The organism is Microbacterium sp. ZW T5_56 (assembly GCF_044987425.1).
In the GTDB taxonomy this organism is placed as follows: domain Bacteria; phylum Actinomycetota; class Actinomycetes; order Actinomycetales; family Microbacteriaceae; genus Microbacterium.
The window spans coordinates 1-20,856 of record NZ_JBJDRI010000016.1 but is presented as its reverse complement, the minus strand read 5'-3'; the positions used below and the strand labels follow the sequence as shown (position 1 = coordinate 20,856).

Sequence of the window (20,856 nt, the reverse complement as noted above, 5' to 3'; positions counted from 1 at the left end):
TCTCGGTGCTCCCGTGCGACCGGGTATGTCTGCATCGAATGCTAGCGTTACTGACGAGTAAGTAAGAGCTCGTGTCGGAGGAGATCTCGATGGCGATAGGCAGCAGAGCAGTGAAACCGCGTCCCGCGACCCTGGAGAAAAGGCGTGACATTCTCCGCGCCGCCACCGACGTGTTCGGTGCGAAGGGATATGCCGGCGGAACGCTCGCCGACATCGCCGACCAGGTCGGGATGACACACGCGGGCATCCTCCATCACTTCGGTTCGAAGGATCAGCTGCTGCTCGATGTGCTCACGTTCCGTGACCGCACCGACGTGGAGCACCTGGCCGAGCAGCACATTCCTGGCGGGGTGGACCTGTTTCGCCACCTCATTCGAACCGCGTTCGCGAACGCCCGCCGGGCAGGTATCGTTCAAGCCTTCGTCGTGCTGTCGGGGGAGTCCGTCACTGACAGCCACCCCGCTCGGGAGTATTTCGCTGGTCGGTACGGCACATTGCGCGGCGAGATCGCGAACGCCTTCACCGAGATGTGCCGTGAACGCGGAGTCACGGATACCGCGCGACTCGCGGACGCCGCGGCCGCGATCCTCGGTGTGATGGACGGGCTTCAGGTGCAGTGGCTGCACGCGCCAGGCGACGTGGATCTGGGGCGCGCAACGGCATTCGCGATCAACGCGATCGTGCGCGCGGTGATCGACGGGGACGAGCCGATCCTCGGTGGCGTCGATGAGATCCTCGCCGACGAGTGAGAGGCGCGCCCGCACGGTAGGTTGGTGGAGTGAAAGCGAGCCAGGCAGACCAGCGCACCCTTCTCGACGTGGCGGACATCGACCGCCGCCTGAAGCACGCTGAGCACCAGCGCACGCATCCTGCGCATGGCGCGCGGATCTCCGAGCTCGCCTCGCAGCGCGCCACCCAGACTCAGGAGCTCATGCAGCGCATCGGCGTTCTAGACGACCTGAAGACGGAGATCGGTCGCATCGAATCCGACGTCACCACGGCCCGGGCCCGGCGGGAGCGCGACAAGGATCGCCTCTCGAGCGCGTCGGCCAAGGAAGCCGTCGCGCTCGAGAACGAGATCACGAGCCTGGCGAAGCGTCTCAACGATCTCGAGGACGCCGAGCTGGAGGCGATGGAGAAGCTCGAAACCGCCGAGGCGAGCGTCGCCGAGCAGGAGGCGATCATCGCCGAGACGAATGCTGAGGGATCCCGCCTGACCACCGAGGCGAAGGCGCAGGTTGCCGACGCGACCACCGCGGTCGAACAGCTGCGTCGCGATCGCGATGCTGTCACGCGGCCCTTGCCTGAGGCGCTGCTCGCGCAGTACGACCGGCTTGCTCGCACGGGCAACGGCGCGGGTCTGCTGCGCGCCCGCATGTGTGAAGCCTGCCGCATGGAGCTTTCGGGGAGCGACCTGGCGGAGGTGGCCGCGGCAGCTTCCGACGAGGTGCTGTTCTGCCCGCAGTGCAGTGCCATCCTGGTTCGTACCGACGAGTCGGGGCTGTGACCACGCGCCTTCGGCGATGAGCGCATCCGCCTCCACCGTGTGGGCCGTCGTCGGCTCCCGCGGTGACACGGTGGAGGTGTCCCTCCGCGACGAAGACGAGATCGAACGCGTCGTCCTGGCTCGCGCCGAGCTACCCCAGTGGGTCGCGGAGCGGGAGGAGTCGATCCGACCGCGGTGGGTGTGGAGCGACACCGCACACTGGTATCCCGAGATCCTTGCCGCAGGTATCCGCGTTCAGCGCTGCCTGGATCTGCGCCTGTGCCACGCGATTCTTCGGGGCTCCGCGCTGGTGCCGGACACGGATCCGCACGCTCAGCAACTGCGCACGCCGTCGGGGTGGGATGCGGCGGTGGATCCGGAGACGCCGCGAGTGGACGCCCTGTTCGACCTCGACGACACGGCACGCGGAATCTCCCACGGCATCGATGATGCCCTCGCTGAGTTCGCTCGGCAGCGCGCGGTGCTCGACGCGGTGGATGGCCGGTTGCGGCTGCTGACGGTAGCTGAGTCCGCGGGTGCGCTCATCGCCGCAGAACTGCGAGCCGCTGGACTGCCCTGGCATGTGCCGACCCATGAGGCGATTCTCGATGCCGAGCTCGGCCCTCGCGACGCGACCGGCACTCCGCGCCGGATCACCGAGCTGGGTGCGCAGGTGCGTGAGCTGCTGGGCGATCCCGCACTGAGCCTGGACAGCCAGCCGAAGCTCCTGCGGGGATTGCATCGAGCGGGGATTCTGGTGGAGTCCACGAGCAAGTGGGAGCTGGCCGAGGTCGATCATCCCGCGATCGCTCCGCTGCTGGAGTACCGCCGCATCACTCGCCTGCAGAGCGCGAACGGTCGGGCTTGGCTGGCGGAATGGGTGCACGAGAGCCGATTCCGCCCGATCTACATCCCCGGCGGGGTGGTGACGGGGCGCTGGGCCTCAGCGGGTGGCGGGGCGCTGCAGCTGCCGCGCCAGCTGCGTCCCGTGGTCCGGCCTGATCCTGGCTGGGTGCTGGTGCTCGCTGATGTGTCGCAGCTAGAACCGCGCGTGCTGGCCGCACTGTCGGGAGACCGGGCGATGGCTGATGCGGCACGCGGTCGAGACCTCTACACCGGCTTGGTGGAGGCGGGGATCGTCGCGACACGTCAGGAGGCGAAGATCGCCGTGCTGGGTGCCATGTACGGGTCAACCACGGGGGAGGCGGGCCGGCTGGTCCCGCGCCTCCGCCGGGCTTTTCCGCGGGCGATGGCTCTCGTTGACGACGCAGCGCGCACCGGTGAGGACGGGGGTCGGGTGTCCACCCTTCTCGGTCGAACATCGCCCGAGCCCGGTGACGAATGGGTCGGCGTGCAGCGCCGAGCCTCGGACGCTGATGCTCGCAGCAGCGATGAGGAGCGCGCACGGCGGTGGGCGAAGGATCGGGGCAGATTCACGCGCAACTTCGTGGTGCAGGGCACGGCGGCTGAGTGGGCGCTGGTGTGGTTGGCGGAGATCCGGACCCGGCTGGAGACGCTGCCGGACAGTCAGCCCGATGAGGTCGCTCCGGCTTCGGGCCCCATCTTCGCTCGTCGCGCTCATCTGGCGTTCTTCCTGCACGACGAGGTGATGCTGCACGTGCCGGCGTCGTTGGCCGACGCGGCGGCACAAATCGTCAGCGATGCGGCGGACGCTGCCGCGCGCCTGCTGTTCGGTGACTTCCCGCTCGACTTCCGCCTCGACCTTCGCATCGGCGAGGACGCATCGAAGTAGCGCGGCACCCGCGTAGACTAGGGGCGAATGGGTCGGCCAGACGGTCGCGTGGCGGGAAACCGCACCGAGGAACGTCCGGGCTCCACAGAGCAGGGTGGTGGGTAACGCCCACCCGGAGTAATCCGCGAGACAGTGCCACAGAGAGAAGACCGCCGGGATTCGTCCCGGTAAGGGTGAAAGGGTGGAGTAAGAGACCACCAGGGATCGTGGTGACACGATCTGCTCGGTAAACCTCGCCCGGAGCAAGACCAGACAGAGGATGTTGACGCGGCTCGCCGAGTCCTCGGGTAGGTCGCTGGAGCGGCACGGCAACGTGTCGCCGAGAGAGATGGCCGTCACGGTGATTCATCACCGGACAGAACCCGGCGTATCGGCCGGCCCGTTCACCCCCGGTATCGGCGAGACCGGTACTCCCAGGGACTCCCACACTGCGTGGGTGCGTGCTTTCGTTGAAGACGCACACCGAATTCTGCAAGGAGCCGCCATGCGAGCCGTCATTCTGCACGCCCCGGGGGACGTGCGTGTCGAGAACATCGACCGTCCCCGCATCATCGAACCCACCGACGCGGTGATCCGCGTCACTGCAGCCTGTATCTGCGGTTCGGACCTGTGGCCCTACCGGGGCATCCAGCCGGTGAAGCGTCCCACCCGTATGGGACACGAGTACATCGGCGTCGTCGAGGAGATCGGCGAGGCGGTCGAGCGCATCCACGTGGGCGACTTCGTGGTGGGCTCGTTCGTCGCATCAGACAACACGTGCGAGATCTGCCAGGCCGGCTTCCAGTCGCGCTGCATCCACCAGGTGATGATGGGTGCTGAGGGCACACAGGCCGAGTACTCGCGTATTCCGTGGGCTGATGGCACGCTCGTGCCCGTTCATGGTAAGCCCACGCCGGAGCAGACGCGAAGCCTTCTCGCCGCCTCGGATGTGCTCGGCACGGGCTGGTTCGCCGCGGTCGCGGCTGAGGCCGGTCCTGGCAAGACGGTCGCCGTGGTCGGTGACGGTGCCGTGGGGCTGCTCGGCGTCCTCGCCGCCCGTCACCTCGGCGCTGAGCGGGTCATCGCGATGTCGCGTCATGCCGACCGGCAGGCGCTGGCGCGCACGTTCGGTGCCACCGACATCGTCGAAGAACGTGGCGAGGCCGGCGTCGCGCGGATCAAGGAGCTGACCGGCGGCTACGGAGCCCACTCCACGATCGAGGCGGTGGGCACCCAGGAGTCGATGATGCAGGCCATCGATGCGACGCGCGCCGGCGGACATGTCGGCTATGTCGGCGTTAGCCATGACGTGTCACTGGACGGTGCGTCCCTGTTCTTCAAGACCGTGAGCCTGCTCGGCGGACCGGCACCTGTCCGGCGCTTCCTCCCGGAGCTCATCGACCTGATCATGACCGACACGATCGATCCCGGCATCGTGTTCGACCTCACACTGCCGATCGAGCAGGCGGCGGACGGGTACCGTGCGATGGACGAGCGTCGTGCCACGAAGGTGCTGCTGACGCTCTGAGCGGATACAGGTGGGGCCCCCGTCCGTGGACGGGGCCCACCTGTATCCGGGTCGGCTCAGTGGCCGTCGCCGGCCAGGCTTGCGGCGCCGATGATCCCCGCGGCGTTGCGGTGCACGGCCGGGATGATCGGGGTCTTCAGATCTAGCAGCGGCAGGAACTCGTCCGGGTGCTTGGAGACACCACCGCCGACTACGAACAGGTCGGGGGAGAAGATGAACTCGACGTGGGCGTAGAACTCCTGCAGGCGCTTGGCCCACTGCTTCCACGACAGCTCTTCGCGTTCTTTCGCGGAGTACGCCATCCACTTCTCGATGGACTTGTCTTTGCGCTTCAGGTGGCCCAGCTCGGTGTTGGGGATGAGCACACCTTCGTAGAGGAAGGCCGAGCCGACACCGGTGCCGAGCGTGGTGAGGATCGTGAGACCCTGCTGGCCACGTGCTGCGCCGTGGCGTACCTCCGCGACTCCTGCCGCGTCCGCGTCGTTCACGAAGGTGATGTCGCGCCCCAGTCCGCTCTCGAAGAACTTCTCGGCCTCGAAGTTCACCCATAGCGGCGAGATGTTGGCCGCGGACAGGGTCATGCCGCGCTTCACGATGGCCGGGAACGCCACACCGAGCGGGAGATCGGAGTCGGCGACCTCGAGAGTCTCGAGCACCTGCTGGACGGCCGCGAGCACGTCTTTCGGCTCGGCGCCCTCGGGCGTCGACACGCGAACGCGGGACGAGATCAGCTCACCCTTGTCCAGATCGACGATGCCGGCCTTGATGCCGGTGCCGCCGATATCGACACCGATCGCACGCGAAGTAGTCATGCGTTCAGCCTACTGGCGTGACGCGCCGCCTGATGCTGGTCGCGAGCGGGTCTCAACCGTAGGCTGATCACGACGAAGGAGAATCCATGTCCGAGACGAATCTGCCCGATCCCGCCGAAGCCGGCACGTTCTGGTTCAACCCGAAGACGGGTGTCGTCGAGGAGGGTATGGAATCGCCCGGGTACGACCGCATCGGTCCGTTCCACTCCGCCGCTGAGGCGGCGAACGCGCCAGAGGTGCTGCAGGCTCGCTCGCGCGCCTGGGCGGAGGAAGAAGCGCAGGAGGACTCCTGGGGTTCATGAACTCCAGCGTCGCGAACGGCGGGAGCGGGGCGGCGGCCCAGTAGTCTGGCACCAGGCCAGGAGAGGATCTAATGGACAAGCAGCGCGACTTCGTTCTTCGCACCATCGAGGAGCGCGGGGTCAAATTCGTCCGCCTGTGGTTCACCGATGTCACCGGGACGTTGAAGTCCGTCGCGCTGGCACCGGCCGAGGTGGAGGGTGCCTTCGCAGAAGGGCTCGGGTTCGATGGTTCGGCCATCGAAGGCCTGACGCGCACGTACGAGTCCGATCTGCTGGCGCAGCCGGACCCGGCGACGTTCCAGATCCTGCCGTGGCGCGGCGAGACCGATCCGACCGCGCGGATGTTCTGCGACCTCACCACACCGGACGGTCGTCCTGCGGTGTCCGACCCGCGGCACGTGCTGAAGCGCGCGCTGGCGAAGGCCGCCGACGCGGGCTTCACCTTCTACACCCACCCCGAGATCGAGTTCTATCTGCTGAAGTCCTCGCAGCTCGGTCCTGACGGGATTCCAGTTCCGGTCGACTCGGCTGGCTACTTCGACAACGTGCCCGGCGGTACGGCGCACGATTTCCGTCGTCGCTCGGTGCGCATGCTCGAGGACATCGGCATCTCTGTGGAGTACAGCCACCACGAGGGCGGGCCCGGTCAGAACGAGATCGACCTCCGTTACGCGGACGCGCTGGCGACCGCCGACAACATCATGACGTTCCGCACCGTGATCAAGGAGGTGGCCATCGAGCAGGGGGTGTACGCGACCTTCATGCCGAAGCCGCTGTCTGGTCACCCCGGTTCGGGCATGCACACGCACATGTCGCTGTTCGAGGGCGACACCAACGCCTTCTACGAGGAAGGCGCGCAGTACCAGCTCTCTCGTGTCGGGCGGCAGTTCATCGCGGGACTTCTGCGTCACGCCAATGAGATCACCGCCGTCACCAATCAGTTCGTGAACTCCTACAAGCGGCTCTGGGGCGGCGACGAGGCGCCGAGCTTCGTGTGCTGGGGCCACAACAACCGCTCCGCCCTGATCCGTGTGCCCATGTACAAGCCGAACAAGACGCAGTCCACTCGCGTCGAGTATCGCGCGCTCGACTCCGCGGCCAACCCGTATCTCGCCTACGCGCTGATGCTGGCCGCCGGACTCAAGGGCATCGAGGAGGGCTACGAGCTTCCTCCGGAGGCCGAGGACAACGTCTGGTCCCTCACCGACGCGGAGCGGCGCGCCCTGGGGTACTCGCCGCTGCCGGCGAGCCTCGATCATGCGCTGGAGTACATGGAGGAGTCGGAGCTGGTTGCCGAGACTCTCGGCGAGCAGGTCTTCCAGTACGTGTTGAACAACAAGCGCAAGGAGTGGGCTGACTACCGCGCCCAGGTCACGCCGTTCGAATTGAAGACCAACCTCGAGATGCTCTGAGGTTGCGGTGGAGCGGGAACGCGCCCTGTCGCTGACGGAACTGGCACGACGCGGCTTCACCGAACTGAGTGAAGCGCGCGATGCACTGGCCGAGCTGTCCGAGCTCACCGGCATCGACACGGCGGACTTGACGGCATCGGCAGGTGTCGCGGCCGACGCGGATGCGGCGTTGCGCGGGTTCCTGCGCGTCGCACGCCGTGATCCGGACGCCGCGCGTCGCGCCCCGCGCACGCCCGAGGGCATCGAGGCGATGTGGCGAATCCTGGGCGCTTCCGAAGGACTGAGCGACTTCGTCTTCCGTCGGCCTGCCGAGTTTGCGGGCCTCGCGGAGGTGCCGGATCAGCTGCCCTCCGCCACTGAGCTGCGTGACGAATTGCTCGATGCCGTCGGTGCGGTCGACGGATTCGCCGCTGGCGGCGACGAGTCGGCCTGGATCGATCTGCGGGTTCGGTACCGGCGGATGCTGGCACGTATCGCGGCCTTTGATCTCGCGGCACCGGATGCCGTCCATGTGCTCGACGATGTCGCTGCGGCCCTGGCCGATGCGGCAGCGGCTGCGCTGGAGGCGTCGCTCGCCGTTGCGCGTACCCGCGTGAGCACCGGATCTTTCGCGGCCTTCAGCCGGGAGCAGATCGCCGCCACGCGCCTGGCGATCGTCGGGATGGGAAAGACCGGCGCGCGCGAGCTCAACTACGTGAGCGATGTCGACGTCATCTTCGTCGGCGGAACGATCGATGAAGAGGTGATCTCGGAGTCTCGCGCCATCGATGCGGCGACGCGACTGGCCGTGGAGACCATGCGCGGACTGTCCGGCACCGAGGCGGAGCCTGCGCTCTGGGAAGTCGATGCCAATCTGCGTCCCGAGGGCAAGCAGGGCGCGCTCGTGCGCAGCCTCGACTCCCACCTCACCTACTACGAACGCTGGGCGAAGAGCTGGGAGTTTCAGGCGCTGCTGAAGGCGCGCGCGATCGCCGGCGATCTGGATCTGGGCGAGCAGTATGTTGCCGCTCTCGCCCCGAAGGTGTGGAGCAGCGCGGCGCGGGAGAACTTCGTCGAAAGTGTGCAGCGCATGCGCGAGCGTGTGATGGAGCACATCCCCGCGGAGGATCAGGGGTATCAGCTGAAACTCGGCGCCGGCGGACTGCGCGACATCGAGTTCACCGTGCAGCTTCTGCAACTCGTGCACGGCCTGAGCGATGAGGCGGTGCGCCAGCGAGGGACCGTCGCCGCCCTGAACGCGCTCGTGGCGGAGGGCTACATCGGTCGCGACGACGCCGCGGCGTTCGCTCACGATTACCGCGTGCTGCGCGTGTGGGAGCACCGACTGCAGCTGCACCGCCTTCGTCGTACGCACCTGATGCCGCGCACGCCCGACGGCCTGCGATTCCTCGCCCGAGCCTCGCGACTTGCCGAGAGCGGCGAGGAGATCCAGGCCATGTGGGAGCAGCTGGGGCGCCAGGTGCGGGAGATCCACGTGCGGCTGTTCTATCGACCGCTGCTCAGCGCGGTCGCCGGACTCAGCGAGGACGAACGAGCACTGACCGCCGACGAGGCGCACAGCCGTCTCGCCGCGATCGGCTTCCGCGACCCCGCGGGCGCGCTGCGGACGATCGGCGCGCTGACATCAGGACTCAGTCGCAAGGCGACGATTCAGCGGCACCTGATGCCCGTGATGCTCCGCTGGTTCAGCGAGGGGATCGATCCCGACTATGGACTGCTGGTGTTCCGGCGCATCTCGGAGCGCCTGGGGAACACGCCCTGGTTCCTGCGCATGCTGCGCGATTCCTCGCAGGCTGCCGAGCACCTGACGCGCGTGCTGACGTCCTCGCGATACGCCGGCGAGTTGATGGAGTGGATTCCCGAGTCGGTCGCCTGGCTCGACAACCCGGACATGCTCCGTCCGCGCACGGTTCCCGCCCTGCTCGACGAGGCGCGCGCGATTCAGGATCGCCACAGCACCAGCGAAGAGGCGATGAAGTCGGTGCGCGCACTGCGTCGGCGTGAGCTGCTGCGCACCGCGATCGCCGCACTGCTCGACGTCACCACGATCACGGAGCTGGCCGAATCCCTCACCTCGATCGCCGAAGCGACGATCCAGGCGACGCTTCGTGCGGCACGCCGCGAGGTGGTGCCCGCGGAGGATTCGGCGCTGGACTTCTCGGTGATCGCGATGGGGCGCTTCGGCGGACGCGAACTGGGCTTCGGGTCCGACGCGGACATCATGTTCGTTTTCGATGCGCAGGGCGTTCCGGGTGAGCGGGCCACGCAGCTCTCCCTCAAACTGGTGTCCGAACTGCGCCGGCTGAGCGAAGATCCACGTGTGCCGCTCGATCTGGACGCCGACCTGCGGCCGGAAGGGCGCAACGGTCCGATGGCCCGGTCTCTCGACGCGTATAGCGAGTATTACGGGCGCTGGTCGCACCCGTGGGAGGCCCAGGCGCTGCTGCGAGCTCGCGGGGCCGCGGGCAGCAACAACCTGATCGGGGCATTCTTCGCTCTCGCCGACGAGGTGCGGTATCCCGTGACAGCGGATCCTGCGGCGGTACGCGAGATCAAGCGGATCAAGGCGCGTGTGGAGAATGAACGACTGCCACAGGGCGTCGACCGCAAGCGTCATCTGAAGCTGGGCCCGGGTTCTCTCAGCGACGTCGAGTGGCTGGTGCAGCTTTGGCAGCTTCAGCACGGGCATCGTGTGCCGGGGCTGCGCACCACATCGACCCTCGACGCGCTCGAGGTGGCGCGCGAGGAAGGCATCGTCAACGACGCGAACGCCGAGCGGCTGCGCGCCGCATGGCTTCTGTCGAGCCGGCTCCGTTCGGCCAACACGCTGCTCACCGGGCGCACCAGCGATGTGCTCCCGACCGATCGTCACCAGCTCGACGGCATCGCGCGCCTGCTCGGGTACCCGCCCCGTTCCGCCTCGCAGCTGGAAGAGGACTACCTCGCGGCGACACGTAGATCGCGCCGGGTGTTCGAGAAGTTGTTCTACGGGTGAGCTGCGCCGACGCACGTATCGAGGAGAGACGATGACCACGCTGACCGCCCGAGGCTTCCTGTTCGACATGGACGGAACGCTCGTGGATTCCACGGCCGTCGTGGAGGCGGTCTGGGCAGAACTGGCCGCCCAGTACGGTCTGGACCTCGCGGAGTTGCACGCGTTCGGTCACGGTCGCCAGTCCCGCACCACGATCCACCATTTCCTCGGCGATCGCGGGGGCGATGTGGCTGCGCAGGCGCTCCGGTATGTCGACACGGAGGAGCAGACGCGGCTCGACGGCGTCGTGGAGATTCCCGGAGCTGCCGCGCTGTTGCGGTCCCTGCACGAACTGGGAGCGCCGGTCGCCCTGGTGACGAGCGCGAGTTTTCCGCTCGCGCTCGCTCGCATGGGCGCCGCGGGCGTTCCGATGCCGGACGCGATCGTCACCGCGGAACGCGTAGAGCACAGCAAGCCGCATCCTGACGGCTACCTTCTCGGCGCGTCACTCCTCGGCCTCGCGGCTGAGGACTGCATCGGGTTCGAGGACGCCGACGCCGGTGTCGCCGCCGTACAGTCCTCGGGTGCGCAGCTGGTGGTGGTGGGGGAGACGAACCTCCGGGCGACGGTGGATGCTCCGCGCGTCGCGGACCTCACGTCCGCCCGCGTCGCCGCGGGGGAGACGCTGGGTACATTCGTGCTCACGGTGTGACTCCGACTCACGCGCTGGGAAGTTCCTCGATGGGATAGCCGTCCTCGCCAGCGAAGTGCCGGATGAGCTTCTTTTGCAGTGGTGCGATGCCGCCACCCGGAAATCCGAGATCCCAGGCTGTACGGTATTCCACACCCTCCAGCGTCATCACGCCTTGAGATCCATAGTCCTCACGCCAGCGACGACTGCTGGTCGCGGCTCGATCCGACTGCGAGGCGGGGAAGAGCTCGACGAGCACGTTGTCTTTGACGAAGGCTCTGGTCTTCACGTCGTCGGCCAGTATTTGCTCCACAACGGCACCGAATTGAGTACGGAACTGGTCGGCCGTTGTGATGTGATTGAGCCTCGCAAAGCGCGCACCAATGAAGTAGAGGATGCTGCCTTTTCCGTGCTTCTCCCGACCGCCCTCCCACGAGTACTTCGTGAAGTCCCGCGCGAGCGTCTCCGCGCTACTCGGGACCTCCGGTCCGCGCACCGACGTCCGGATGACCTCAAGTCGGTCGGAAATCATAGTAAGGAATGGCTCGAGTTCGGAGCCATCATCAGTTGACTGACCTTCACGCTCGGTCTTCTTCTGAAGGAGCGCGGCACGCGTGAGGAGGCGCCGATGTGTCTCTTCGAGGAACTGGCGATTGGTTCCAACATCAACGTTCTGCAGCGCATCCAGGACCTGCCGCGAGGTGACTTCCTTGTGGACGGAGTGTGCTTCAGCGATGTCTCGTTGGAGATACCGGCGGGCGTCTTGCTTATCGCGCTGCCTCTGTCTCTCATCCTTGCGACTTCCGGCTTCCTCGTCGGCACGACGCTGAGCGCGCCACGTAGTGAAGGTCCATGCGCCGGCGATTGCTGCGACGCCAACGGTGGCGATGTCGAGTCCGAGGTCCATGTGCTTCCCCTGAAGAAGTTGCAAAACCTTGATGCTAGCGAAGGTCAGCCGCATCCGTTCGGCGCTATTCACAGGCACTGATACAGCTGCGGCGGCAACTCGACAAGCCCCGAATACATAGCGACAGAGTCACAACCTCCGCTTCGCCGTCATGACTATCGCGCGTGTTGAGAATGCGAAAGAGCCCGTCGCAGCAAATGCTGCGACGGGCTCTTCGAAGCGGTCTGCTCAGACGCCGTAGTAGAGCTCGAACTCGTACGGGTGCGGGCGAGCGGCGATCGGCTTGATCTCGTTCTCGATCTTGTAGTTGATCCAGGTGTCGATCAGCTCCTGCGTGAACACACCGCCCTCCAGAAGGAAGTCGTGGTCCTGGCGCAGTGCCTCCAGCGAGTCCAGCAGCGAGTTCGGAACCTGCGGGATGTTGGCGGCCTCCTCGGGGGGAAGCTCGTACAGATCCTTGTCGATCGGCTCGAGCGGCTCGATGCGGTTCTTGATGCCGTCGATGCCCGCCATGAGCTGCGCGGCGAAGGCGAGGTACGGGTTGCCCGATGCGTCCGGGACGCGGAACTCGATGCGCTTCGCCTTCGGGTTGGAACCCGTCAGCGGGATGCGGATGGCGGCGGAGCGGTTACCGGCGGAGTAGGCAAGGTTGACCGGAGCCTCGTAGCCCTTCACCAGACGGTGGTAGGAGTTCAGCGACGGGTTCGTGAACGCGAGCACCGAGTTGGCGTGCTTCAGCAGGCCGCCGATGTACCAGCGTGCGATGTCGCTGAGCTGCCCGTAGCCCTTCTCATCGAAGAAGAGGGGCTTGCCGTCGAGCCACAGGGACTGGTGGGTGTGCATACCCGAACCGTTGTCACCGAACAGGGGCTTCGGCATGAACGTGACCGTCTTGCCCCATTCCTGCGCGGTGTTCTTGACGATGTACTTGAACTTCAGGATGTCGTCCGCGGCGGACACCATGGTGTCGAAGCGGTAGTTGATCTCCTGCTGTCCGGCGGTGCCGACCTCGTGGTGCGAACGCTCCAGGTGGAAGCCGGCGTCGATGAGGCGCAGGGTCATGTCGTCGCGGAGGTCAGCGGTCTTGTCGACCGGTGCGACGGGGAAGTAGCCGCCCTTGAACGGGGTCTTGTTGCCGAGGTTTCCGCCCTCTTCCTCGCGACCGCTGTTCCATGCGGCCTCTTCTGAATCGACCTTGTAGAAGCTCTCGCCGGCCGTCACGGAGTAGCGCACGTCGTCGAAGATGTAGAACTCCGCCTCGGGGGCGAAGAACGCCGTGTCCGCGATGCCGGTGGAGGAGAGGTACTTCTCCGCCTTCTTGGCGACCTGACGCGGGTCCTTGCTGTAGATCTCACCCGTGCGCGGGTTGTAGATGTCGAACACCATGACGAGCGTGCTGGCCTCGCGGAACGGGTCGATGTACGCGGTCGTCACATCGGGGATCAGCTGCATGTCCGACTCGTGGATCGACGCGAAACCGCGGATCGAGGAGCCGTCGAACAGCTGACCGTTGACGAAGAAGTCCTCGTCGACGGTGGCTGCCGGGATGTTGAAGTGCTGCTGCACACCCGGGAGATCGGTGAAGCGGATATCAAGGAACTTGATGTCGTTCTCCGTGATGTAAGCCAGTACCTCGGATGGTTCGCGGAACATGCGCACTCCAGATTCGTTATTCGAGCGGCCCTGAGAGGGGAGCTGAGGACGAAGCTATCGGTCCGGGATTGCTCACTCGTATCCCGGATGTTTCCGGCTTGTTACAGAGCGCTTCATAGACTGGTGGGGTGAGTGCATCCCCCCAGACCTATCCCGGCGAACGTCTGGGAATGCCGCAGCAGGGACCGGGGAGCGTCGCTCGTGCCGGTCGTCGGCTCGTGGCGCTGCTGATCGACTACCTCTGTGCGGTGATGATCACCATCGCGTTCTTCCCGCCGATCGATCGCGGCCCCGGTATCGAGCCGATTCCGTTCCTGGACTTCAACCCGTCGATCGTGATGGCCATCTTCGCCGTTGTGCAGATCCTCTTCATCCCGACTCTCGGTGGCAGCCCGGGGCACCGGGTGATGGGCATGCGTCTGATTCGCGCCGACGGCGCGTGGACGGGGCTCTGGCGTCCGATCGTCCGCACGATTCTGCTGGCGCTCGTGATCCCCGCAGTGATCTGGGATGCGGATCAGCGCGGCCTGCACGACAAGGCGGCCGGAACAATCCTCATCTGCACGCGTTGAGATGCAACGAGGCCCGCACCGAATTGGTGCGGGCCTCGTTGGATGTCTGTGGATCAGCGGGGACGCGGTGCGCGGACCTTGGTGGGGTCGATGCCCTTCGGAATCGGCATCGACGCCAGACCCGTCTGCATGGAGGCGAGCCGCTGGATCACGGCAACGCGTGTGGCCTTGTCCGTGGCTTTGGGCAGCGCCTTGATCGCCTTGGCGAGATCCTTCAGAGCCAGACCCTCTTCGTCGTGACCGACGTAGAGCACGTGCACCGGCACATTGTGCGCAACGCGGTCCGCCTTCTTGCGCTCCTCGTTGATGAGTCGCGTCAGGCGTGAGCGGCTGCCCTCGCCGACGAGAACGATGCCGCCCTTGCCAACCGTGCGGTAGACCGCCTCCTGCGTCTTCGCGTTGACCTGGACCGGCTCGTCGCTGGCAGTCCACGAGCGGCCGAGGCCCGTGCTGAGGACGTGGCCCGTGGCACCGGGGACACCTTCGAGCTTGCGGTACATCGCCTGCGTTGCGAAGCGAGTCAGCGTGATCATCGCGCCGAGTACGCCGAGCATGAGTCCGGTGATACCCCAGAGGATGATGCTCCAGATCGCCACCGGCGGAATGAGGAAGCCCACCACGACGCCGATCGCGGCGCCGAGCACCAGGATGCCGATGAGCACCCACGGCAGCCAGGGGAAGACGTCCTTGGTGAAGGTGAAGAGCGTCTTGATCTGGGAGAAGAAGCCCTGACGTTTCTCAGGAGCAGTGCTGCGTGCGGCCATGTTCCCAGAATACCGGGCGACGGCACCGGTTCCTCCCCACTCCTGCATCAGAGACTGTTCATCCACGGCGCGCGGGGTGCGCGCCATCCCGTTTCGCAGAGGCGCGCACAGTGTGGGAATGACTCAGAACCCTCTGGAGAGTACGTATCGGCCGATCCGTCGCGTCGCGCCACCGGACGTGCCGATTGCCGGAGTGCTTGCCGCGGAAGGCGATCGCACGGTGCTTCTGGCAGACGTCGATGCGATCCCGTCGCAGTGGTGGCGTGATGATCCCGCGGCACATCTGCTCGCGCCGGTCGATGTCGCGCGACGAGCAGACGGCCACGACGCGGTGCTGCCCTGGTGTGTGGTGACCGTGGGCTCCTACCTTCGTGCGCGGTCGGACGAGCCGTTGTCCGGGGGAGAAGGGGTCACTCTCGCTGTCAGTCTGATGCGCGGCTGTGTGGAGGCGGCTCTGCCCGCTCGTTTCGGCGACGACCCGGTCCCCGTTCCGCATGGTCGCTGGTGGCTCACCGATCAGGGACAACCGCTCTTCGCCGTCGGCGAGGGTGTGCCTGCGCGCGAGGAGACCGCGCAGCTGCTGAGCCTGTTGGCTGGCGCATGCTCGGACCGTGTGGTGGCGCGACTGGCCACGGAGGCCGCCGACTCCGTCCGAGTCCGATCTCCGGCAACGGTCCTCGTGCGGCTTGAGGAGGCGATGTTCGAGGCCTGCGCTCCGCGCCCGCTGCTGGTGCGGGTCGCCGATCCGGTGTCGTTGCGCCCCCTGGAGGCTCGAGAGCTGAGATCCCCGGGCGAGACCCGGTCGGTGGGTACCGAGACGCAGTTCATCGGAGCGGGACGGCACGACGAGCCTCGCCGTGGTTCGTCCGAGGGCTGGACGGAGCGGGTGCGCGCCGCGATGCGGAATCTCCTCCCCGCGGTTCGCGGGCGAGCGGATTCCCCACGGACGCACTCGCGGCGGACGCCCGTCCTGCTCGGGGCCTCGCTCGCCGCCGTGATCCTCACCGTCGGGCTGCTGTGGCCGCAGCCCGACGGTGACGGCTCCGCGGCGGGTGCCACCTCGTCACCCACAGCATCCGGCAACGCCGATCCCGGCGACTCCGCCGCTGGTGGCTCCCCGGCTCCGCCTACAGTGCCGGGAGATATCGCGGCTTCGGAGCCGTCGGCAACTGACCACACGTCGACGGAGCCGCAACCGGTGGACACTCCGGCCACTCCCGAGCAGGCCGATACCGCGACGCTCGCGCCTGAGGAAGGAGCTGGGGCGCCTTCGTCTCGTGAGGCGGAGGTCATCGCGACCGCGGCGGCGCTCCTCGGGGCGGTCGCGGCCTGCGCTGAGGAGGATACCTGCGGGCCGCTGGTCGCGGAGGGCGTCGATCTTGCTCAGGTCCCCGCGGGCGGGGCCATCGAACTCATCGAGGACTTCGGCGGCGTCGTGGTGCTTCGGGTGATCGGGGACGGCGGGGAGACCAGCCTCCTCAGCATCGAGCGGGTGGATGGCGCGTGGCGGGTGAGGGAGGTGACGCCTATGTCCGGGTAAGAGGTGGACGCCGGCCATGAGCTGGCGGTAGCGATCCTGGCCAGTGTCGGACACACCCCGCCGGGGCGGACACCCTGTGGGGGATAACCCCCGCAAGTGTTCGGGATTCCCTGGCTGTCCCGAACCTATGCGCCGCCTAGCGTGGAGGTATGAAGAAACGACTCGCGCAAGACGCCCTGACCGCGGGCCATCTGGCCGCCGTGGGCTTCATCGGACCGTTCGTGCTCGCTCTGCTTGGTACGTTCGCGGGCGTCGGCATCGGGTTGCTGCTGTTTCTGGGTGTGGGGCTGCTGTTCCTCGCCCTGTTCGCCGTGAGCCTTGCCGGTGTCGCGCGGTTCGAAGAGCTTCGCGTGAGCGGGTTGTACAGGTTCGACCTTCCCTCCCGGGCGTTGCGGCGGTCCCCACGCGCCGACTGGCTGCGGGTGCCGCACACGCTGTGGCTGCAGGTCACGGATGGGCGCAACTGGCTCGGTCTTCTGCACTTCCTGATCATCACCTGCCTCGGGGGCGTGGCACTCTGGCTGCTCGGATCGGTGGCGTCATATCTCGTCTACGCGATCCGCGGGTCCTTCGCTGCGGAACCCCTGCTGCTGCCGAACAGCACGCTGTATCCGCCCAACGGGGCTGCCGCCCTGATCGCGATTCTGGCGATCCTGGCGTGCATTGCCGGCGTGTGGGGTCTTACCCGCGCCCACCGGGCGATCTCGACGGCGATGCTGGCACCGTCGCGGATCCGCGAACTGGAGCGCACGGTCGCCACCGAGACCCGTCGCCGCGACGACGCGGTGAGCGCAGCCACCATCGAGCGCTCGCGCATCGAACGCGACCTTCACGACGGCGTCCAACCGCGCCTTGTCTCCATCGGCATGACGCTCGGGCTGGCGCGCACCAAGGTGGAATCGGATCCGCAGGCCGCCATCGGACTGATCGACGAGGCGCACACCTCAACCAAGGCCGCGATGACCGAGCTGCGCCAGCTGGCGCGCGGGTTCCACCCCGCGGTGCTGGAAGATCGCGGGCTCGACGCCGCGCTGTCGGCACTGGCTGCACGCAGCCCGATCCCTGTCACGCTCGATGTTCGCGCCCCTCGTCGCTACTCGGCGCAGATCGAATCCGCAATGTACTTCGCGGTCGCCGAGAGCATCACCAACATCGCCAAGCACTCCGGCGCCACCCAGTGCCGCGTCATCGTGCTGGAGCGGCCCGGCGGGATGCTCTGGGCTCGGATCGAAGATGACGGTCGCGGCGGCGCTCGTCGCGTGCCCGGTGGGGGCATAGACGGCATCAGCGGCCGGATCGCGGCAGCCGGCGGGGTGCTCACCCTCAGCAGCCCGGTGGGCGGACCCACCACCATCGATGTGAGCCTTCCGTGCCAGTCCTGACCCTTCACCTTCCCGCAACCGGAGACCAGTCATGCGCATTCTGATCTGTGAGGACTCAGGCCTCATCCGCGACGGCCTGATCCGCATCCTCGAAGACTCTCAGCACACCGTGGTGGCCGCTCTGGCGGACACTCGCGGCCTGGAGGACGCGGTGGTTGAGGGTGCACCGGACCTCGTCATCCTGGACGTCCGGCTTCCGCCGACGTTCACTGATGAGGGGATCCGCGCCGCGATCACCCTGCGGGCTCGTGATCCTCGGCTGCCGATTCTGGTGCTCAGCCAGTATGTCGAAGAGCGCTACGCGACCGACCTCATCGCCTCCAGTTCCGGCGGGCTCGGCTATCTGCTGAAAGATCGCGTCACCGATGTGGCCGACTTCCTGGAGTCGGCCGACACGGTTGCTGCCGGAGGAACCGTCCTCGACCCCGAGGTGGTCTCACAGCTGCTCACTCGTCGTCGCCAGGACAGCCGATTCGACCGCCTGACCGACCGGGAGCGCGAGACTCTTGCCCTCATGGCTCAGGGACGTAGCAACCAGGCCATCGCCCGCGCCCTCCACATCTCGGAGGGCTCCGTCGAGAAGCACATCTCGGCGGTCTTCACCAAGCTCGACCTCGACCCGGACGCCGCAGGCAATCGCCGAGTCCTGGCCGTTCTCGCCCATCTCGACGCCACCTCTTGAGGAGAGATCATGACTGACTTCCAGAAAATTCCCACTCCGCCCGCCCCTGGTACGCAGCCGGCACAGCCTTCCCGTCGGGGACGCGGGCTTGCGATCGGCGTCGGCGTCGTCGGCGCCGTGATCGTCGCCGGAGCCATCGGCGGCAGCGCCGTAGCGGCTGTTGCCGCGCCCGCGGGCGCCGGGACGTACGCCACGAGTTCGTCCGTTGACGGCGTCGATGAGGTGGACATCGAGATGAGCGCGGGGACGGTGACCGTGCGCTTCGATGACGTTCGCGAGGCGACGCTCGATGTTTCCTCCAACGGCTCCCGTTCAGCCGACGGCTGGCGGATGGACGTTCGCGATGGCGAGCTTGTGATCTCGCAGGATCACGGCTGGCGGGGCTGGCGCTGGTTCGGGTTCCGCAATGACGGAGAGGTGCACGCCGAGATCGTGCTTCCACGATCCCTCGAGAGCAAGATCGACGGATCGGTCACGCTCAACGCAGGAAGGGCCACCGTCACCGGCGGTTTCCTCGATCTGGATCTCACCGTCAATGCGGGTGAGCTCAGCTACGAGGGTTCTTCTCACGACCTGTCGACGACCGTGAACGCGGGTCAGGCGAACGTCGCGGTGACCGACGCGGACAGCCTGGAGCTGTCGATCAGCGCGGGACGCCTCATCGCCGACGTTGTGGGAACGGCGCCGAGCGAGACGAGCGTCAGCGTCACGGCTGGAAACGCCGAGGTTCGTCTCCCGCGGGGAACCTACGAAGTGGAGCGCGACGCCACGTTCGGCGACCTGACCGTGGACGTCGATACCGCCGACTCTTCGCCGAACTCGCTCGAGCTCACGGTCGCGGCCGGGGATCTCACCGTCGGGTACGCCCGCTGAGACGCGCAAGATCGGCCCGCTCTCCAGAGAGCGGGCCGATCTTCTGCTTTCGGGCGAAGACGAGTGAGGGCCCCGTGGCGAATCGCCACGGGGCCCTCACTCGTCGATCAGATACCGAGGTCTGCTGCGAAGTTCGCGTCTTCGAGGCGAACCTTCACCGCGCCGAGGAAGCGGGCGGCGTCAGCACCATCGATGGTGCGGTGATCGTACGACAGCGCGAGGTAGACGTACGAACGGACCGAGAACGCATCCTTGCCGTCGACCGTGACAACGCCGGGGCGCTTGATCACGATGCCGGTGCCGAGGATGGCGGACTGGGGCAGGAACACCACCGGGGTGTCGAACAGCGCGCCACGCGAACCCGTGTTGGTCAGTGTGAACGTGCCACCGGAGAGCTCGTCCGGCTTCAGCTTGTTCTCACGGGTGCGACCGGCGAGATCAGCGATCTCGTGCGCGATCTGAGCGATGTTCTTGTCGCCGGCGTCACGCAGCACCGGGGTGAGCAGGCCGCGCTCGGTGTCGACCGCGATGGAGAGGTTCTCCGTGGCGGGATAGACGATCTCGTTGTCCTCGTTCACCGTGGAGTTGATGATCGGGAACGCCCTCAGCGCCTCGGCGGCAGCCAGAGCGAAGAATGGCAGGAACGAGAGCTTGTCACCGGTCTTGGCGACGAAGTCACCCTTCACCTGGTCGCGGTAGTTCGCGAGCTTGGTGACGTCAACCTCGACGACCGTCGTCAGCTGTGCGGTCTGCTGCATCGATGCCACGGCGCGCTGGGCGAGAACCTTGCGCAGGCGGGTCATCGGGACAGTGGTGCCGCGCAACGGCGAGGTCTCCAGCTTCGCAGCGGCCGCAGGAGCAGCTGGGGCTGCAGCAGCCGGAGCGGCGGCGGGAGCCGCGGCCGCGGCAAGCACGTCCTCCTTGCGGATGCGTCCGCCGACACCGGTGCCCGTGATGGACGCCAGGTCAACGCCCTGCTGTGCGGCCAGACGGCGCACCAGCGGAGTGACATAGACCTTGTCGTCGCCCGACGTTGCCGGGGCGGCGGGTGCCGGAGCAGCAACAGGTGCCGGAGCAGCAGCAGGTGCCGGAGCAGCAGCGGGTGCCGGAGCAGGAGCGGGAGCGGGCGCCGGGGCAGCAGCGGGAGCGGTCGGAGCCGCAACGGGAGCCTCAGCAGCAGGTGCCGGAGCAGCAGGTGCCTCCGCGGCAGGTGCCGGGGCAGCGGGTGCCGCAGCCGGTGCGCCGCTGCCCACCAGCGCGAGCACGGCGCCCACCTCGACGGTCTCGTCCTCGTTCACGAGGATCTGCTGCAGCGTGCCGGCAACCGGCGACGGGATCTCGGTGTCGACCTTGTCGGTCGAGATCTCCAGCAGCGGCTCGTCCACGGCAACGTCGTCGCCGACCTGCTTCAGCCACCGCGTGACGGTGCCCTCGGTCACGCTCTCGCCCAGCTCAGGGAGCTTGACGGGGGTGGCGTCGCCTGCAGGCGCTGCGGCAGGTGCCTCAGCAGCCGGCGCGGGAGCTTCAGCGACGGCTGGAGCCGGAG

18 protein-coding genes and 1 other RNA gene are annotated in these 20,856 nt (G+C 67.0%); 14 read left to right on the top strand and 5 right to left on the bottom strand.

All coding sequences use genetic code 11. The features are described from left to right. Positions 1 to 89 precede the first annotated feature (89 nt). The 5 genes from ACI3KU_RS09460 (at position 90) to ACI3KU_RS09440 (ending at position 4,746) form a co-directional block, all read left to right on the top strand. A complete protein-coding gene (locus ACI3KU_RS09460; RefSeq protein WP_404922063.1) occupies positions 90 to 749 on the top strand; it encodes a TetR/AcrR family transcriptional regulator in 660 nt (219 codons plus the stop codon). Positions 750 to 778: 29 nt separating this feature from the next. After that, positions 779 to 1,507 (top strand): zinc ribbon domain-containing protein, encoded by a 729-nt coding sequence (locus ACI3KU_RS09455; protein ID WP_404922062.1) that lies wholly within the window; start codon positions 779 to 781, stop codon positions 1,505 to 1,507. 16 nt (positions 1,508 to 1,523) lie between these two features. Then, complete coding sequence (locus ACI3KU_RS09450) at positions 1,524 to 3,239, top strand: bifunctional 3'-5' exonuclease/DNA polymerase (RefSeq protein WP_404922061.1); 1,716 nt, start codon at positions 1,524 to 1,526, stop codon at positions 3,237 to 3,239. Positions 3,240 to 3,267: 28 nt separating this feature from the next. Beyond that, an RNA gene (rnpB, locus tag ACI3KU_RS09445) (RNase P RNA component class A) lies at positions 3,268 to 3,625 on the top strand. A 98-nt stretch (positions 3,626 to 3,723) separates the two neighbouring features. Then, on the top strand, positions 3,724 to 4,746 hold the full coding sequence (locus tag ACI3KU_RS09440; RefSeq protein WP_404922060.1) for a zinc-dependent alcohol dehydrogenase family protein: 1,023 nt from the start codon (positions 3,724 to 3,726) through the stop codon (positions 4,744 to 4,746). Positions 4,747 to 4,802: 56 nt separating this feature from the next. Here the strand turns inward: ACI3KU_RS09440 and ppgK are convergent, their stop codons facing one another. Further along, positions 4,803 to 5,558 carry a polyphosphate--glucose phosphotransferase gene (gene ppgK, locus ACI3KU_RS09435; protein WP_404922059.1) on the bottom strand — a complete coding sequence of 252 codons (756 nt, stop codon included), beginning with the start codon at positions 5,556 to 5,558 and terminating at the stop codon, positions 4,803 to 4,805. 86 nt (positions 5,559 to 5,644) lie between these two features. Between ppgK and ACI3KU_RS09430 the strand changes: the two genes are divergently transcribed. The 4 genes from ACI3KU_RS09430 (at position 5,645) to ACI3KU_RS09415 (ending at position 10,958) form a co-directional block, all read left to right on the top strand. Continuing rightward, positions 5,645 to 5,860: an SPOR domain-containing protein gene (locus ACI3KU_RS09430; protein WP_404922058.1), complete on the top strand. Its 216-nt coding sequence runs from the start codon at positions 5,645 to 5,647 to the stop codon at positions 5,858 to 5,860. Between the two features lie 71 nt (positions 5,861 to 5,931). Further along, a complete protein-coding gene (gene glnA / locus ACI3KU_RS09425) occupies positions 5,932 to 7,272 on the top strand; it encodes a type I glutamate--ammonia ligase (protein WP_404922057.1) in 1,341 nt (446 codons plus the stop codon). Positions 7,273 to 7,279: 7 nt separating this feature from the next. After that, positions 7,280 to 10,267 (top strand): bifunctional [glutamine synthetase] adenylyltransferase/[glutamine synthetase]-adenylyl-L-tyrosine phosphorylase, encoded by a 2,988-nt coding sequence (locus ACI3KU_RS09420; protein WP_404922056.1) that lies wholly within the window; start codon positions 7,280 to 7,282, stop codon positions 10,265 to 10,267. 31 nt (positions 10,268 to 10,298) lie between these two features. Then, on the top strand, positions 10,299 to 10,958 hold the full coding sequence (locus tag ACI3KU_RS09415) for an HAD-IA family hydrolase (protein WP_404922055.1): 660 nt from the start codon (positions 10,299 to 10,301) through the stop codon (positions 10,956 to 10,958). A gap of 7 nt (positions 10,959 to 10,965) precedes the next feature. Here the strand turns inward: ACI3KU_RS09415 and ACI3KU_RS09410 are convergent, their stop codons facing one another. Together ACI3KU_RS09410 and glnA (ACI3KU_RS09405) are read right to left on the bottom strand one after the other, a co-directional pair. Beyond that, the gene (locus tag ACI3KU_RS09410) at positions 10,966 to 11,844 is read right to left on the bottom strand and encodes a hypothetical protein (protein ID WP_404922054.1); all 879 of its coding nucleotides are present in this window, start codon (positions 11,842 to 11,844) and stop codon (positions 10,966 to 10,968) included. A 228-nt stretch (positions 11,845 to 12,072) separates the two neighbouring features. Further along, a complete protein-coding gene (glnA, locus tag ACI3KU_RS09405; protein ID WP_404922053.1) occupies positions 12,073 to 13,497 on the bottom strand; it encodes a type I glutamate--ammonia ligase in 1,425 nt (474 codons plus the stop codon). A gap of 170 nt (positions 13,498 to 13,667) precedes the next feature. Between glnA (ACI3KU_RS09405) and ACI3KU_RS09400 the strand changes: the two genes are divergently transcribed. Then, entirely contained in the window at positions 13,668 to 14,069 is a 402-nt protein-coding gene (locus ACI3KU_RS09400) for an RDD family protein (protein WP_404922138.1), read from the top strand. Between the two features lie 53 nt (positions 14,070 to 14,122). Here the strand turns inward: ACI3KU_RS09400 and ACI3KU_RS09395 are convergent, their stop codons facing one another. Continuing rightward, entirely contained in the window at positions 14,123 to 14,833 is a 711-nt protein-coding gene (locus tag ACI3KU_RS09395) for a DUF4191 domain-containing protein (protein ID WP_404922052.1), read from the bottom strand. Positions 14,834 to 14,951: 118 nt separating this feature from the next. Between ACI3KU_RS09395 and ACI3KU_RS09390 the strand changes: the two genes are divergently transcribed. The 4 genes from ACI3KU_RS09390 to ACI3KU_RS09375 all read left to right on the top strand — a co-directional run bounded on the left by ACI3KU_RS09390 (position 14,952) and on the right by ACI3KU_RS09375 (position 19,310). After that, complete coding sequence (locus tag ACI3KU_RS09390; RefSeq protein WP_404922051.1) at positions 14,952 to 16,373, top strand: hypothetical protein; 1,422 nt, start codon at positions 14,952 to 14,954, stop codon at positions 16,371 to 16,373. A gap of 149 nt (positions 16,374 to 16,522) precedes the next feature. Then, on the top strand, positions 16,523 to 17,755 hold the full coding sequence (locus ACI3KU_RS09385; RefSeq protein WP_404922050.1) for a sensor histidine kinase: 1,233 nt from the start codon (positions 16,523 to 16,525) through the stop codon (positions 17,753 to 17,755). 31 nt (positions 17,756 to 17,786) lie between these two features. Next, positions 17,787 to 18,437: a response regulator gene (locus ACI3KU_RS09380; RefSeq protein ID WP_404922049.1), complete on the top strand. Its 651-nt coding sequence runs from the start codon at positions 17,787 to 17,789 to the stop codon at positions 18,435 to 18,437. Between the two features lie 9 nt (positions 18,438 to 18,446). Next, entirely contained in the window at positions 18,447 to 19,310 is an 864-nt protein-coding gene (locus tag ACI3KU_RS09375) for a DUF4097 family beta strand repeat-containing protein (protein WP_404922048.1), read from the top strand. Between the two features lie 107 nt (positions 19,311 to 19,417). Here the strand turns inward: ACI3KU_RS09375 and sucB are convergent. Beyond that, positions 19,418 to 20,856: 2-oxoglutarate dehydrogenase, E2 component, dihydrolipoamide succinyltransferase (sucB, locus tag ACI3KU_RS09370; RefSeq protein ID WP_404922047.1), on the bottom strand; the 1,439-nt coding region annotated here is incomplete at its 5' end.

Excerpts from the sequence above, each read along its gene's own strand:
- ACI3KU_RS09410 (WP_404922054.1), bottom strand. The coding sequence starts at position 11,844 with ATGGACCTCGGACTCGACATCGCCACCGTTGGCGTCGCAGCAATCGCC.
- ACI3KU_RS09395 (WP_404922052.1), bottom strand. The coding sequence starts at position 14,833 with ATGGCCGCACGCAGCACTGCTCCTGAGAAACGTCAGGGCTTCTTCTCC.
- ACI3KU_RS09400 (WP_404922138.1), top strand. The coding sequence starts at position 13,668 with ATGCCGCAGCAGGGACCGGGGAGCGTCGCTCGTGCCGGTCGTCGGCTC.
- ACI3KU_RS09450 (WP_404922061.1), top strand. The coding sequence starts at position 1,524 with ATGAGCGCATCCGCCTCCACCGTGTGGGCCGTCGTCGGCTCCCGCGGT.
- glnA (WP_404922057.1), top strand. The coding sequence starts at position 5,932 with ATGGACAAGCAGCGCGACTTCGTTCTTCGCACCATCGAGGAGCGCGGG.
- ACI3KU_RS09375 (WP_404922048.1), top strand. The coding sequence starts at position 18,447 with ATGACTGACTTCCAGAAAATTCCCACTCCGCCCGCCCCTGGTACGCAG.
- ACI3KU_RS09460 (WP_404922063.1), top strand. The coding sequence starts at position 90 with ATGGCGATAGGCAGCAGAGCAGTGAAACCGCGTCCCGCGACCCTGGAG.
- ACI3KU_RS09380 (WP_404922049.1), top strand. The coding sequence starts at position 17,787 with ATGCGCATTCTGATCTGTGAGGACTCAGGCCTCATCCGCGACGGCCTG.
- ACI3KU_RS09440 (WP_404922060.1), top strand. The coding sequence starts at position 3,724 with ATGCGAGCCGTCATTCTGCACGCCCCGGGGGACGTGCGTGTCGAGAAC.
- ppgK (WP_404922059.1), bottom strand. The coding sequence starts at position 5,558 with ATGACTACTTCGCGTGCGATCGGTGTCGATATCGGCGGCACCGGCATC.
- ACI3KU_RS09415 (WP_404922055.1), top strand. The coding sequence starts at position 10,299 with ATGACCACGCTGACCGCCCGAGGCTTCCTGTTCGACATGGACGGAACG.
- ACI3KU_RS09390 (WP_404922051.1), top strand. The coding sequence starts at position 14,952 with ATGACTCAGAACCCTCTGGAGAGTACGTATCGGCCGATCCGTCGCGTC.
- glnA (WP_404922053.1), bottom strand. The coding sequence starts at position 13,497 with ATGTTCCGCGAACCATCCGAGGTACTGGCTTACATCACGGAGAACGAC.
- ACI3KU_RS09430 (WP_404922058.1), top strand. The coding sequence starts at position 5,645 with ATGTCCGAGACGAATCTGCCCGATCCCGCCGAAGCCGGCACGTTCTGG.
- ACI3KU_RS09385 (WP_404922050.1), top strand. The coding sequence starts at position 16,523 with ATGAAGAAACGACTCGCGCAAGACGCCCTGACCGCGGGCCATCTGGCC.